Annotated in this window: 11 protein-coding genes; 2 read left to right on the forward strand and 9 right to left on the reverse strand. The window is 62.6% G+C overall.

Going from position 1 to position 13,429, the window contains the following annotated elements; all coding sequences use genetic code 11:
- Nucleotides 1–33: 33 nt before the first annotated feature.
- From Q5H89_RS00325 to dnaG, 6 genes are all read right to left on the reverse strand, one after another.
- The gene (locus Q5H89_RS00325) at nucleotides 34–1,257 is read right to left on the reverse strand and encodes a bifunctional 3,4-dihydroxy-2-butanone-4-phosphate synthase/GTP cyclohydrolase II (RefSeq protein ID WP_305017287.1); all 1,224 of its coding nucleotides are present in this window, start codon (nucleotides 1,255–1,257) and stop codon (nucleotides 34–36) included.
- A 132-nt stretch (nucleotides 1,258–1,389) separates the two neighbouring features.
- Nucleotides 1,390–2,571, reverse strand: coding sequence for a glycosyltransferase (locus Q5H89_RS00330; RefSeq protein WP_305017288.1), 1,182 nt, complete (start codon nucleotides 2,569–2,571; stop codon nucleotides 1,390–1,392).
- A 53-nt stretch (nucleotides 2,572–2,624) separates the two neighbouring features.
- The gene (locus Q5H89_RS00335) at nucleotides 2,625–3,866 is read right to left on the reverse strand and encodes a glycosyltransferase family 4 protein (protein WP_305017289.1); all 1,242 of its coding nucleotides are present in this window, start codon (nucleotides 3,864–3,866) and stop codon (nucleotides 2,625–2,627) included.
- Between the two features lie 91 nt (nucleotides 3,867–3,957).
- On the reverse strand, nucleotides 3,958–4,977 hold the full coding sequence (locus Q5H89_RS00340; RefSeq protein ID WP_305017290.1) for a potassium channel family protein: 1,020 nt from the start codon (nucleotides 4,975–4,977) through the stop codon (nucleotides 3,958–3,960).
- A gap of 49 nt (nucleotides 4,978–5,026) precedes the next feature.
- The gene (locus tag Q5H89_RS00345) at nucleotides 5,027–5,380 is read right to left on the reverse strand and encodes an immunity protein Imm33 domain-containing protein (RefSeq protein WP_305017291.1); all 354 of its coding nucleotides are present in this window, start codon (nucleotides 5,378–5,380) and stop codon (nucleotides 5,027–5,029) included.
- A gap of 11 nt (nucleotides 5,381–5,391) precedes the next feature.
- The gene (dnaG, locus tag Q5H89_RS00350; RefSeq protein ID WP_305017292.1) at nucleotides 5,392–7,494 is read right to left on the reverse strand and encodes a DNA primase; all 2,103 of its coding nucleotides are present in this window, start codon (nucleotides 7,492–7,494) and stop codon (nucleotides 5,392–5,394) included.
- 170 nt (nucleotides 7,495–7,664) lie between these two features.
- On the opposite strand from dnaG, the gene Q5H89_RS00355 reads away from it, so the two are divergent.
- Nucleotides 7,665–8,711, forward strand: coding sequence for an LLM class flavin-dependent oxidoreductase (locus Q5H89_RS00355; RefSeq protein ID WP_305017293.1), 1,047 nt, complete (start codon nucleotides 7,665–7,667; stop codon nucleotides 8,709–8,711).
- Nucleotides 8,712–8,873: 162 nt separating this feature from the next.
- Nucleotides 8,874–9,134, forward strand: a complete 261-nt coding sequence (locus Q5H89_RS00360; RefSeq protein WP_305017294.1) for a hypothetical protein — start codon at nucleotides 8,874–8,876, stop codon at nucleotides 9,132–9,134.
- A gap of 6 nt (nucleotides 9,135–9,140) precedes the next feature.
- On the opposite strand, the gene Q5H89_RS00365 is transcribed toward Q5H89_RS00360, so the two are convergent.
- The 3 genes from Q5H89_RS00365 to Q5H89_RS00375 all read right to left on the reverse strand — a co-directional run bounded on the left by Q5H89_RS00365 (nucleotide 9,141) and on the right by Q5H89_RS00375 (nucleotide 13,194).
- Entirely contained in the window at nucleotides 9,141–10,634 is a 1,494-nt protein-coding gene (locus Q5H89_RS00365) for a TolC family protein (protein ID WP_305017295.1), read from the reverse strand.
- Between the two features lie 165 nt (nucleotides 10,635–10,799).
- Nucleotides 10,800–12,179, reverse strand: a complete 1,380-nt coding sequence (locus tag Q5H89_RS00370; protein WP_305017296.1) for an HlyD family secretion protein — start codon at nucleotides 12,177–12,179, stop codon at nucleotides 10,800–10,802.
- Nucleotides 12,172–13,194: an ABC transporter transmembrane domain-containing protein gene (locus Q5H89_RS00375; RefSeq protein WP_305017297.1), complete on the reverse strand. Its 1,023-nt coding sequence runs from the start codon at nucleotides 13,192–13,194 to the stop codon at nucleotides 12,172–12,174. The genes Q5H89_RS00370 and Q5H89_RS00375 overlap by 8 nt, the downstream gene beginning before the upstream one ends.
- Nucleotides 13,195–13,429 lie beyond the last annotated feature (235 nt).

The raw sequence follows: 13,429 nt of genomic DNA on the forward strand, positions 1-13,429 counted from the left end.
GCCCCCCAAACAGTTCAGAAAAAGCGCGCGGGGCTAGGCCGCCGTGTCGGGCGTTATCGTTTGCAAAATATCGTGGCCCATTTTGTCGCGCTTGGTGGTGAGGTAGCTCTGGTTGTGCCGGTTGGGCGCGATTTCGATGGGCACGGTGTCTACGATTTCGATGCCGTAGGCGCTGAGGCCGGTGCGCTTCTTGGGGTTGTTGGTGAGCAAGCGCAGCTGGCGCAGGCCCAGGTCGCGCAGAATGGCGGCGCCCACGCCGTAGTCGCGCTCATCGCCCCGGAAGCCCAGGTCCTCGTTGGCCTGCACGGTGTCGCGGCCGGCTTCCTGCAACTTGTAGGCTTTCAGCTTATTGAGCAGGCCAATGCCCCGGCCCTCCTGGTTCATGTAGATAATGGCGCCGCGGCCTTCGCGGTTTATCTGCTCCATGGCCTGGTGCAGCTGCGGGCCGCAGTCGCAGCGGCACGAGCCGAAGATATCGCCCGTGATGCACGAGCTGTGCACGCGCACCAGCACCGGCTCGGGGCCGCTGATGTCGCCCTTCACCAGGGCCAGGTGCTGGGCGCCGTTCGAGCGCTGGGTGTAGGCGTAGAGGTCGAAGTCGCCGTGGGCGGTGGGCATCTTCACCGTTATCTCGCGCTGAATGAGGCTTTCCTGAGCTAGCCGGTACTTGATGAGGTCCTGCACCGAAATCAGCTTGAGGCCCCACTGCTCGGCCACTTTTTCGAGGTCGGGCAGGCGCGCCATCTCGCCGTCTTCCTTCAGAATCTCGACCAGCACGCCGGCCGGCTCGAAGCCGGCTAGCCTAGCCAGGTCCACGGCCGCCTCGGTGTGGCCGGCGCGGCGTAGCACGCCTTCCTTACGGGCCTTGAGCGGAAAAATGTGGCCCGGCTTGCCCAGGTCCTCGGGCTTGGTGGCAGGGTCGATGAGCGCCAGGATAGTCTTGGAGCGGTCGGAAGCCGAGATGCCGGTGGTTACGCCGTTGGTCAGCAAATCGACCGATACCGTGAAGGGCGTGGCGTGCAGGGCCGTGTTGCGGCCCACCATCAGGTCGAGGCCTAGCTCGTCGCAGCGCTCGGCGGTGAGGGGCGCGCACACAAGCCCGCGCCCGTGGGTGGCCATGAAGTTGATAACCTCGGGCGTGGCCGAGCGGGCGGCGCAGATGAAGTCGCCTTCGTTTTCGCGGTCTTCGTCATCAACCACAATAACGACCTTGCCGGCGCGGATGTCTTCGATGGCGGATTCTATGGTATCGAGCATACAATGTGCGGTAAGCTTCAGCTTGCCGTGGAGTTAAGAATAGAGAGTAACCAGCTAAGGGCAACTTCGTTTTGTAGGGTAAGCTTTAGCTTGCTGGCGCCCGCCACGTTGCTAGCGCTGGCAAGCTAAAGCTTACCCTACAAACAGCGCCTCCAGCCGAGCGGTGGCGGCGGCCCAGTCGTAGGTTTCGGCCACAAAGGTGCGGCCGGCGGCGGCAAGCCGGGCGGCGGCGGCTTGGTCGGCGAGTAGGCTAGCCAGGGCATTGGCGAGGGCCGGCGCGCCGTCGGCCACTAGCAGATGCTGGCCGGGTGCACCCCGCAAGGCATTGTTGGCCAGCGGGGTTGTGACGCAGGGCAGCTGCATGGCCATCGCCTCCAAAAGCTTGTTTTGCAGGCCCGTGCCCACGCGCATGGGCGCCACAAAAACCCGTGCCCCCGCGTAGGCGGTGCGGATATCGGGCAGCCAGCCGCTCACGGCCACGCCGGGGCGGCGGGCCAGGGCCTGCACGCGCGGGGCGGGGCTAGTGCCGGCCACCAGCAGGCGGGCGCCGGGGTGCTGCTGCTGCACCAGGGGCAATATTTCCTCGGCCAGCCAGCAGGCGGCGTCCACGTTGGGATGGTAGCCCATATTGCCGCAAAAGAGCAGGTCGTGCGTTTTGGGAGCTAGCGGCTGGGGCTGAAAGTAATTGAGCGCGATGCCGTTGGGCACGATGGTAATGGCTTCGTTATCAGCGTGCGGAATGAGCTGGCGGTCCTGGTCGCTGATGATTGTGTGGTGCCGAAACCAGCCAAACGCCGCTGCCTCGTAGGCGGCCAGGCGGCTAGCCTCCAGGGCCAGCACCGGGCGCTGCCAGGCCGGGGCGGTGGCCGCCCGCCGCGCCATGCCCGCCGAGAACACGTCCATATAATCGAGCGTCATGGGCACCTGGCCAACATGGGCGCGCAGGTACTCGGCCATGCGAATAAGCTGGCAGTACACGTGGGTGGGCCGAAACTCAGCTACGAGCTTATTGACTAAAAGCTGGGCCGTTTTTTCGTAGAAATACCCTACCTGCAAGGGCCGGCCGGCCGTGGCCAGGGCCCGCGCCAGGCCCCGCCCCCGCGCCACCTTGCCCAGCTGGTGCACGTGCAGGCCGCCCCGGCACAGCGGGCGCACAGCGGCCAGCGCCTCCGCTGCCACAGCCTCATCGCTAAGGGCTAGCAGGCAAATTTCGTGGCCCTGCCCGGCCAGGTAGCGCAGCTGGTGGTAGGCCCGCAGCTTGTCGCCCTTGTCGAGCGGATACGGAAAGCGGGACAGGAGCACCAGTATTTTCATTGCGTGCCGCAAAGGTAAAGCGGCCGGGCGGGCCGTTTTGCTTGGGATTGGGGCTAGCCGGCGGCCGCGGGCCGCCCCGCCCCCACCTGGGCATACAGTGCCTCGAAGCGCTGGGTCACGCGGCGGTTGTCGTAGACTTCGGCGGCGGTGCGGGCGGCTTCGGCGCCGAGGGCGGCTACCGGCAGGCGGCCGTGGTAGTAGTCGCGCAGGGCCTGCTGCCAGGCGGCGGCCGTGTCGCGCAGCACAATGTCGTGGCCGTCGCGCACGGCAATGCCTTCGGCCCCGATGCCGGTGCTCAAAATGCACTTACCCAAGGCCATGCCTTCGATGATTTTGACGCGCATGCCACCGCCGCTCAGCAGCGGCACCAGCATCAGGTCATATTGCCGCATGAAGGCGGCAGCTGACTCCACAAAGCCGTGGATGAATACGTTGTCCTGGCCCCGGGGGCGGCTGGTGAGGTGGCCGGGCGGCGCCACGCCCGCCACGTGCAGCTCCAGCTCGGGCAGCTCGGCGTGGATGGCCGGCCACACCTCGCGCAGCAGCCAGTCGAGCCCTTCGAGGTTGGGCAGCCAGTTGAGCGAGCCTATCATGAACACGGTGCGCGGCTGGGGCGGCTGGCTAGGGTCGGGTTGGAAAGAGCCCATCTCGACGGCGGCCGGGATGAGGGCGATAGGTTCGGGGCAGCCCAGTTCCTTTAGGCGGATAATGTCTTCTTCGGTAATGGCCGCAATGGCGTCGAAAAATCCTAAGTACTCCTCCTCGAAGCTGCGCATCCGGGCGGCCAAATGCGTGAGATACCAGCGCTTGAGCAGGTTTTTTTTTCCCGCCGCCAGCCGCTCCCAAATGACGTACTCAATGTTGTGCGCTCGTAGTACAGTAACCGTCTTTTCAGGAAACAATTCCTCAGAATACAGCCACTCATTATACCATGCTACGAATGTGCCTTCGTATTGAATTACCTCGAAATTTTCCGTTTGCAGCAGCCCAATAAGCACGTCCAGCACCTTGGAATTGATAAACCGCTCCACGTTATAAGGCGCTTTTGAAAGCAGCAGATTCTGCAACGCCTTGAGCGGCTTCAGGCTGGTATCTACGTCCACCGTTACGAGCCGGAAATTCGGCCCCAGGTGGGCTAGCACATCGGCCGGCTGGTGGTGCTTGGGGGTGTTGATGGCCAGCATCGTGACGCGGTGCCCGGCATCTAGTAACCCCTTCGTGATGTTATAAATCCCGATTGCGCCGCCGTCGTGCAGCGGAAACGGCACGCGCGGGCTTACCTGAAGAATATGCATAAGGCCACAAAACTAGGGAGGCTAGCGGCGCGGCCTTTATAGGCGGCAGCGCCAACCACACGCGGACTACAAAGTCCGCGCTACGTTTTTGCTACTTAAACTGCTGGTGCAGCGATTGAATCTGGGCCTCGTTGCCGAGCACCAGCAGCACGTCGCCGGCGGCGGTGCGGTAGTCGGCGGCGGGGCTTACTTCCAGCTCGCCGCCCTGGCCCCGGCGCAGGGCAATAATGGTGGCGCCGGTGCGCGAGCGCACGTCGAGTTCGCGGATGCTCTGGCCGCGCAGGCTGGGCTTCAACTCGTTGAAGGGCAGCTCTTCGAGGCGCAGCTTATTGGGGTCGAGGCCCGAAATCATGTCCAGAAAGCGAATTACCTCGGGGCGAATGACGAGGTTGGCCATGTGCGAGCCCCCGATTTCATCGGGCAGCACTACCGAATTGGCCCCGGCCGAGATGAGCTTGCTCACGCTGCTGCGGGCGCTGGCCCGCGCAATAATGAGAATGTTAGGATTCAGCTCGCGGGCCGAGAGGGCCACAAATACGTTGTCGGCATCTTTGGGCAGCGCCGTAATGAGGGCCCTGGCGTGCGCAATGCCAGCCTGGCGCAGGGTGCTATCGAGGGTGGCATCGCCGAAAACGGCCGGAATCTGGTGGCCAATGGCGTCGTTGGCAGCGGCTACCAACTGCTGGTTTTGCTCCACTATCACGGCGCGGGTGCCGCTGTGGCGCAGCTCGTCGTAGGCCTTGAAGCCGTTGCGGCCGAAGCCGCAAACAATGACGTGGTCGCGAAAGCTCTTGATTTCCTGGTCGGCGCGAATCATGCGAAAAAGGTGGCGCAGCTCGCCGTCAAAAATGTACGTGGTGAGCACCGACACGAGGTAGGCTACCACCAGCAGGTTAAACAGAATATAAAACGAGACGAAGATGCGCCCGGTGTCGGACAGCGGGTGCACTTCGCCAAAGCCCACCGTGGAGGCCGTTATCACCGTCATGTAGAAGGCGTCGATAAACGGGTAGTTTTCGAGCAGCATAAAGCCGCCCACCCCCACCGCAAAGCTGAACACGAGCAGCCCCAGGGCTAGCCACAGGCGTGAGAGGTTTAGTTGTTTAATCATTTAAAAAGGTTACATAGACATTCGTTTCTCGGGATGTTACCCAAAATACTCAGTCAATTATTGACAGCAGGTCTTTGTCATACCACACATCCTCGTACTGCTGTGGTATAGTTAAAAATCGCCAAGCAGGTGGCAAAAGCAGGTATTTTACAATAGCTGGAGCCAATTCATATAAATGGTAAATGTGAAGCGGCACAAAAAAATCATCTTCTTGCGATGGTTCTTCACCAGCCCACAGATACCAGCCCGATGTATTACCGATGGGCGCGTATCGCAAGCCATTAAGTGGCATCACGCCTTCAGAGACATTGCGGCTAACTCCTACTTTCAGCAAATCTGATGTATCATATGGGATTACCCCATACCGCTGACAAAGAGCTTGTTGTTGAAGTTTAAAATTCATAATCACAGCTTCTACGCATTGCGCGCCACTACGGTGCCCAGCATCTGGGCTAGCTGGCCGTCGAGCTTGGTAAGCTCGTTGTAGCGCAGCAGGGCGTTGAGCTGCTCATTCTGGTCGAGGCGCGGGTCGTTGAGCTGGGCCAGGCACTGCTGGCGCTCGCGCTGCACGTGGCACTTGTTGAGGCGCAGAATGGCGTTGTCGCAGGCTAGCTGAATGAGGTTCAGCTCGGTAGGCACATAAATGTCCTTGATGCGCCAGTTGGGGCTGAGGTCGTAGCGCTCGGTGGCAAAGTCGGCCAGCAAGGAGCGAATGGCGGCGTCCTCGTGCTGGGCCAGCCGGCGCAAATCGGGCAGCTGGCCTTGCAAAAACTCTTCGCGGCACTCGGCCCACAGCCGGGCATAGAGCGGGTTGCGCAGCGGCGTGCCATCGAGCTGGCTCAGTAAATAATGCGCCACCGTCACCTCGGGCTGCACCTCGTGCGGGCCGTAGAGCACCAGCAGGCGCAGCACGGCCTGCTCGCACTGGGTCAGCACATCGAGTGGCGCGGCCAGCTCGCTAGGGTCGGCGTTGAGCGGGCTGCCGGGGTGGATGCCGGCCGTTACCTCCGCTTCCGAGCCGCTCGACACGCCGTACATGGCCATTTCGGCTTCTTCCTCGGGCGAGTAAGCGCGCGCGGGCGCGGCGGCCGACGGCGCGCCGGTGGGGCTGGCGGCGCGGCTCTCGCGGTGGTCATCAGTGGTAGGGCGGGCTTTGGAGGGGCTAGCCGTTTTGAGGAGCTTGTTGTACTCGGTGATAATCACCTGCTCCTCGAAGCCAAACACGCTGGCCGTTTGCTGCAAAAACACCTGGCGCTTGAGGCCGTCGGGCACTTTGGCGATGCTTTGCAGCACCTCCCGAATGGCCTCGGCCTTCTTCACCGGGTCGTGGCTGGCCTCGCGGGCCACCAGGGTGGTTTTGAAGGCGATGAAGTCCTGGCTCTGGTTTTCGACGTAGTCGGCAAAGCGCTGGTCGCCCACCTTGCGGATGTAGCTGTCGGGGTCGTCGCCATCGGGAAACAGCACCACGCGCACGTTCAGGCCGCCTTCGAGCAGCAGGTCAATGCCGCGCAAACTGGCTTTAATGCCAGCCGCGTCGCCATCGTAGAGCACCGTCACGTTGTCGGTGTAGCGCTTGATGAGCCGAATCTGGCCCTCGGTGAGCGAGGTGCCCGACGAGGCCACCACGTTCTTTATCCCGCCCTGGTGCAGCGAAAGCACGTCGAGGTAGCCCTCCACGAGGTAGCACAGCTCTTCGTGCCGGATGGCCTGCCGCGCCTGAAACAGCCCGTAGAGCACGTCCGACTTATGGTAGATGTCCGACTCGGGCGAGTTGAGGTACTTCGCCATCTTGTCGTCGCGCTTCAGGGTGCGCGCCCCGAAGCCCACCACGCGGCCACTCACGTTGTGAATCGGGAACATGACGCGGCCCCGGAAGCGGTCGTAGCGCCGGCCGGTGTCGCGGCCCTGGTCGTCTTCGCGCTTCACCACAAGCCCCGTTTTTTCGAGGTATTTGAGCTGGTGGCCGGCGGCGGTGGCGGCCTTCATCAGGCCCTCAAACTGGTCGAGCGAGTACCCTAGCTCGAAGGTCTGGATGGTCGTCAGGTTCAGACCGCGCTCCTTGAGGTAGCCGTAGCCAATGCTCATGCCTTCCTCCGACTTTAGCAGCAAGCCGTGGTAATGGTCTTTGGCCCAGTTAGATATAATGTACTGCGAGTCGCGCTCGTTCTGGGCCAGCTGCTCTTCGGGGGTGCGTTCCTCTTCCTCGGGCACGGCCACGCCGTACTTTTTGGCCAGGGCGCGCAGGGCCTCGGGGTAGCTGCTGCCCTCGATGTCCATCACAAACTGCACGATGCCGCCCGCCTTGCCGCAGCCAAAGCACTTATAGAGGCCTTTGCTGGGGTTTACCGAAAACGAGGGCGATTTCTCGTTGTGAAACGGGCAGCAGGCCCAGTAGTTCTGGCCGTTACGCTTGAGCTGCACATAGTCGCCCACCACCTCCAGAATGTCGGCGGTGTGAATAATCTGGTCAACGGTTTCTTTGGGGATGCGGGCCACGGCGAAGTTTTGAAGCTTCAAATTTACACCCGGCTGCCAGCGCTTGGTTAGCGGGCGGGTGCCTTGCCTATCCTGCCGGGGCTAGCCCTGGCTGGGGTGATTTACGGCTGCGCCTAAACTCGCGCCAGCCAGGGTTTCAACTTTTAGCGAACCAGCGTGGTTACAGTAGCTCCTATTCCGTGTGCCTCATCATGACAAACTCCGCTAAAAAGGTCGCTTTTTCCGTGTTGGATTTGGCGCCCATCCTTGCCAACGCCACCCCTACCGATACCTTTCGCTACAGCCTGCACCTGGCCCAGGCGGTTGAGAAGCTGGGCTACACCCGCTACTGGCTTTCGGAGCACCACAATATGGCCAGCGTGGCCAGCTCCTCGCCGGTGGTGCTGATTGGCTACATCGCGGGCGGCACCACCACGCTGCGCGTGGGCTCGGGCGGCATCATGCTGCCCAACCATGCCCCGCTGGTGGTGGCCGAGCAAATTGGCACGCTAGCCTCGCTCTATCCCGGCCGCATCGACCTGGGCCTGGGCCGCGCCCCGGGCTCCGACCAGCGCACGGCCCAGGCCATTCGGGGCAGCCGCATGGGCAGCGCCCAGGATTTTCCGCGCGATATTCAGCAGCTGCAAGCCTATTTCTCGGCCGCTAACAGCACGGCGGCCGTGCGGGCCATTCCCGGCGAGGGGCTGGAGGTGCCCATCTACGTGCTGGGCTCCAGCACCGACAGCGCCTACCTGGCCGCCGCGCTGGGGCTGCCCTACGCTTTTGCCAGCCACTTTGCGCCGGGCCAGCTGCTGCCCGCGCTGGAGATTTACCGCCAGCATTTCCGACCCTCAGAAACCCTGGCCAGCCCCTACGTTATCGCCTGCGTAAACGTGGTGGCCGCCGATACCGACGCGCAGGCCACCTACCTCTCTACCTCGCTCCAGCAGTTTATGCTGGGCGTTATCTCGGGCCACCCGGCGCCGCTGCAACCGCCCGTCGAGTCGATGCGCGAGCTGTGGGGCGGCCCGGCCCAGCAGCACGCCGTGCAGCAAATGCTGGCTTACTCCTTCGTGGGCGGCCCGGCCACCTTGCGGCAAGATTTGCAGGAGTTTCTCCACGAAACGCAGGCCGATGAGCTGATGGCCGTGTCCAATATATTTGACCAGGAGGCGCGGGTGCACTCGTACCGCCTGTTTGCCGAAGCGCTGCAAGGCATAGCACAGCCGCAAGAGGCTAGCGAGCTGGCGTTGCGCTAGCGCTTATTTTCTTCCAGGCACTTCAAGCTGCAAAGGGGCCGGCTACTTCAGGTAGCCGGCCCCTTTTGTTTTTAACCAATAATTAATCCGCTGGCGGCATCTGGCCTGCCGGCGTGGCCGTAAAGCCACGTACTTCATTTAGTATTCATTTTTGCACTAGCTATGTCTCTTGGCTTCTCTTGCATAGGCGTGCTGCTCGTGCTGGCCCTGGCCGGCTGCGGCAATAAGCCCGATGGCACGCCCTACGGCGTGAACCCTGACAAGCACCCCGACGGCCACCTCAAAACCACCACCGCGCCCGTTAACTCCTACGGCACGGGCACCGGCATGCCCAAGGGAGCCGAGATGAACGCCGTGACGAGCGGCGCCCGAACCGGCCAGCCTCTCCAACAGATGCCACAAGACGATATGCCGGCCCGCTAGCCCGGCCTACTCCACCCCCACCGAGCGCGTGCCGGCGTAGTAGTACAGCTCGGCGCGCGCTTTTTCGTAGCTGGCGCGCAGGCTTTCCTGCTTGATGCGCAGCTCGATGAGCTTGCTTTCGCGAGCGTTGATGAGGAAAATGGTGCTCTCGCCCAGCTCAAACTTTTGCAGCTCGGCTTGCAGCAGCTTGCGCTGATTGGCCACCGTTTGGGCCTGCAGCACAAGCTGCTGGTCGTAAGCCAACAGGCTGTTGTACACGGTGCCCACCTGCGTAACGATGGTGCGCTGGCTCTGCTGGCGTTCGAGCACGGTTTCTTTCACCTGAATGCGGGCGTACTGAAGCTTGCCGCGCTCGGCCCGCAAGAAGAGCGGAAAGGCAAAATCGACGCCTACCTTGTGGTTGGCCCAACCAAAATCGTAGTAGCCAGGCACCTCGGGCCGGTAAAAATCGCCCTGGCTGATGAGCGTGGCGCTCACGTTGAGCTTAGGCTTGAGCAGCTCGCGACGATAGCGCTCCTCCACACCTAGCTGGTTTATTTTGGCCCCTAGCTTGCGCAGCGTGGGGTGGTTGGTGGCGGCCAGGTCGGCCAGGCGCTGGTATTCCTGGCGGCTCACGGTGTCGCGCGCGGGGGTTTGGGGAGCGGCGTAGGCGGGCAGCTCCACGGGCTGGTTATCCTTGTTCCAGAGGTGGTTGGAGAGCACGAGGCGGGCGTTTTGCACCTCCACTTGCAGCTGGGCGGCCTGCACCTGGCGGTCCTGCACCGTTATCTGGGCCTCTACCGAGTCGATGGGCGCCTGGTCGCCAATCTGGGCACGGCGGGCCGTGGCCTGGAAGCGCCGGTCGGCCAGGGCCACGCCCTCCCGAATAAGCTGGGCCTGCTGGTAGGCGTAGTACCAGTTCCAGTAGTCTTTGGCGGCTTGCAGCCACACCTCGTTTATCTGCTTCACGCGGTCGGCCTCGGCGGCGGTCTGCATTATTTTGGCCTGGCGCAGGGTGCTGCGGCGGGCATCAATAAGCAGGCCCTGGCCAATGGGTATCGACAGGCCCACGCCGGCCAGGCCGTTGGCGGGCGTGCGGCCCTCGGGGTTCACGTAGGTGCCCACGTTGCGGTCGTAGCTGGCCTTGAGGTCGATGCCGCCCGGCCAGAGGGGCACCTTCAGCTCATTGCCCCAGTTGTTGTAATAGTCGGTGCCGCCAAACTGCTTGCGGTGGAAATCAGACCCTAGCTTGGGGTCGAAGCCGCCGCGGGCTTGCAGCACCTGGGCGCGGGCCTCGTCGCTGAGCAAGGCGGCCTGCTTCACGATGGGGTGATTGGCAAACACCAGGTCGGCCAGGTTCTGGAGCGAAAACACGCGGGCCGTGTCGCCGGGCCGCACCACGTCGAGCTGGGTGGTTTGGAGCGGCGCCCGCTCCAGGCCCGACTTGCGGGCCGGCAGCAGCGGGTCCTGGGCCAGGGCGGGGCTGGCCAGCAGCAGGCTGCTTAGTAGCAGCCCTAGCACGCAGCCCCACCCCCGGCCCCTCCCCTGCGGGGGAGGGGAGCCTGACGATTGTAGTATCGCGCCGCCGTGGCTCCCCTCCCCCGCAGGGGAGGGGCCGGGGGTGGGGCTCACCAACACAGGAAAAGTACCCAATCCAAACAAAGCAATTAACTTATTCATCATAACCTACTTGCTTTTTTCCTTTCCCTCGCCCTTCACCGGCGTCACGTCGGGCTCGGTGCTAAGGGTGGGCGGGAAGCCGTTGAGCTGCCGCCAGATTTCGTACCACACGGGCACCGAATCGAGAATAACCCAGCCTTGCACGCCCGAGCCCAGGCGTAGCTGCCGGGGCCAGGGGCGGTCGCCGGGCTGCGGCTGGGTGGGGCGCACCAGCAGGCGGTACTTGCCGCCGGGGCTGCTCACCACGTCAATCACCGTTACTTCGCCGCCAAACGTGCCTACCGCCGCCGAAGGCCAGCCCGAAAACTGGATGGCCGGGAAGCCGTCGAATTGCAGCCGCACGGTGCGCCCGCGCTGAATGAGCGGCACATCCATGGCCCGCACGTAGACCTCGGCCGCCAGCAGCGGGGCCTCGGGCTGGAGCGTGGCAATGCTTTCGCCTTCCTTAATGGTTTCGCCGATGCCCGCCTTGAGGGCGCGCACGATGTAGCCGGTTTGGGGGGCGCGCACCACGTAGAGGCTGCGGCGCACCTCCACGTTGCTGATTTTATTGCGGGTAGCGGCGACCTCCCCTTCGTAGCTCACGCGGCTCGAAACAGCCGTGCTGCGGTCAGAATTGGCTTTGGCGAGGTCCTGGCCATATTTGGCGCGCAGGTTGGCCAGTTCAATGCGGGCGTTGGCCAGGTTTTGCAAGCTGCTACTCACCTTGTTACGCTGCGAGGTCACCTTGGCGAGGTCTTCCTGCAGCTTGAGGCGGCGCGTTTCGATATCGGTGAGCGAAAACAAGCCGTTTTTGTAGCCTTCTTCGTAGCGCAGCAGCCGGGCTTTGGCCGTTTCGTAGAAGGTAGTGATAGCCACCAGGTCGGCCCGGTCGCTGTTGAGGTAATTCTGGGCCTGCTCTACTTTATTAGCGGCCGCTTCGAGCTGTACATCCAGCGTGGCGCGCAGAGCGGCAATCTGCTGGTCGGTGGCGTTTATTTTGGACTGGTAGGCCCCCACACTGGCGCGCTTGGCGGCCAGCTGCTCGCGCAGGCGCGTGGGCAGGTTGGGGTCAAAATATTCGTCCTTGATTTCGGAGAGCGTGAGCAGCGTATCGCCCCGGTGCACAAACTGGCCCTCGCGCACGTTCCAGTGCTCGATGCGGCCCGCTATCTGGTTTTGCACGTTCTGGGGCCGGTCCTGGGGCGCCAGGGTCGTGAGGCTGCCCGAGCCGTAAATGGTCTGGCGCCAGGGCAAAAACAGGATAACAAGAAACACCAGGCCCATTACCAGCAGGATGCGGCCCAGCTTGCGGCTGGCGTAGGTGCGCAGCAGCTCGGGGCGCGACTGCCGGGGCACGTGCTCCCACACCTCTTCCCTGACGCTTTGGTTGGATAAATTAAGCATTCTCGAAGGCAATGGAATTCTTGTGCTCGTCCAGGGGCAGGTCGGTTACGGCGGCTACTTTCTCTACCGCCGTCAGCACGTCAAAAATGGTATTGATGCTGGTCATCAGCTTCTCTATCGAGCCGCTAATCATCACGATAATCACCTCGGCGGCCACAAACTGGCCTAGCGTCATCTGGCGCGATACCACGAAGAGCGTGCCCGCAATCAGCAGGCCGGCCGTGAGGATGGTCCGCAGCGCAATGCCGTAGTTGTAGTAAGATTTCAGGATGCGGAAGTGCGCGTTGCGGGCGTGCAGGTACTCCGCCGTCAGCTCGTCGGCGCGGGCCAGGGTTTTGTGCTCCTCGGCATCGTTGCCGCGCACCTCGTCGAGGCGGCCGGCCACTTCTTCGAGCCAGGCCACCAGCTCGTACTTGTAGGCCGATTCTTCGATGCTCGTGCGCAGCGCCCGCCGGTAGTTGAGCATGTACACAAAGCCTAGCGCCAGAATGGTAAACAGCCCAAATCCAATGAAAATGGGGTGGTAAAAGGAGAGCACAATCACACCCATCAAAATTTGCAGCACCGCAAACATGACATCGACCAGCAGCTTGGTTAGCCCCTTCTGAATGGTCAGGATGTCAAAAAAGCGGTTGACTAACTCCTTAGGGTCCAGGCCGTGCAGGGCCTCGGGCTTGATGCGCGGCAGCCGGTAGGCATACTCGATGGCGGCCTTGGCAAAAATGCGCTGCTCAATGGCTTCCACCAGCGTTATCTGGCCCACCAGCAAAATGCCCCCCAGCAGCACGCCGCCCACCACCACCGCCACCAGAATGTAGGTAGAACTGAACACGGCCCCCGTCGACACGAGGTTGAACACCGCCTGCGTGCCCAGCGGCAGCGACAAGCTGATGAGGCCCGTGATAACGGCGTAAAAAATGATGTAGCGAATGGTGCTGCGCTCGGTATCGAGCATACGGGTGAGGCGTTGCCAGGGCGTGGGCGGTGGCAGGCCGGCAGTAGCGTGGTGGGCCATACTGGTTAGGCATTCTTACTTCCGCAGCCGGCCGGTAGTGGCCGCCGGCCCGGCAAGGGCCCTGCGCGATGCTCCGGGTAAATGAGCGTTGAATGAATTATACTGCAAATATCGGCCCCGGTTGCGAGCAGAATGCCGTTTTAATTTGATTTTTAACGACTTTTAAGCCCGTTTTAATGTCCGGGCTTCCCCACGCCGGCGCGTGGGCCACGTGGTGGGGCTGCGTACCTTTGCG

Origin of the sequence: Hymenobacter cheonanensis (assembly GCF_030581075.1) — a bacterium.
Classification (GTDB): Bacteria; Bacteroidota; Bacteroidia; order Cytophagales; family Hymenobacteraceae; genus Hymenobacter.

What these genes read in the sequence shown, in the direction of transcription:
- Q5H89_RS00375 (WP_305017297.1), bottom strand. Translation starts at nt 13,194, where the DNA reads ATGGCCCACCACGCTACTGCCGGCCTGCCACCGCCCACGCCCTGGCAA.
- Q5H89_RS00335 (WP_305017289.1), bottom strand. Translation starts at nt 3,866, where the DNA reads ATGCATATTCTTCAGGTAAGCCCGCGCGTGCCGTTTCCGCTGCACGAC.
- Q5H89_RS00360 (WP_305017294.1), top strand. Translation starts at nt 8,874, where the DNA reads ATGTCTCTTGGCTTCTCTTGCATAGGCGTGCTGCTCGTGCTGGCCCTG.
- Q5H89_RS00370 (WP_305017296.1), bottom strand. Translation starts at nt 12,179, where the DNA reads ATGCTTAATTTATCCAACCAAAGCGTCAGGGAAGAGGTGTGGGAGCAC.
- Q5H89_RS00330 (WP_305017288.1), bottom strand. Translation starts at nt 2,571, where the DNA reads ATGAAAATACTGGTGCTCCTGTCCCGCTTTCCGTATCCGCTCGACAAG.
- Q5H89_RS00345 (WP_305017291.1), bottom strand. Translation starts at nt 5,380, where the DNA reads ATGAATTTTAAACTTCAACAACAAGCTCTTTGTCAGCGGTATGGGGTA.
- Q5H89_RS00325 (WP_305017287.1), bottom strand. Translation starts at nt 1,257, where the DNA reads ATGCTCGATACCATAGAATCCGCCATCGAAGACATCCGCGCCGGCAAG.
- Q5H89_RS00340 (WP_305017290.1), bottom strand. Translation starts at nt 4,977, where the DNA reads ATGATTAAACAACTAAACCTCTCACGCCTGTGGCTAGCCCTGGGGCTG.
- Q5H89_RS00355 (WP_305017293.1), top strand. Translation starts at nt 7,665, where the DNA reads ATGACAAACTCCGCTAAAAAGGTCGCTTTTTCCGTGTTGGATTTGGCG.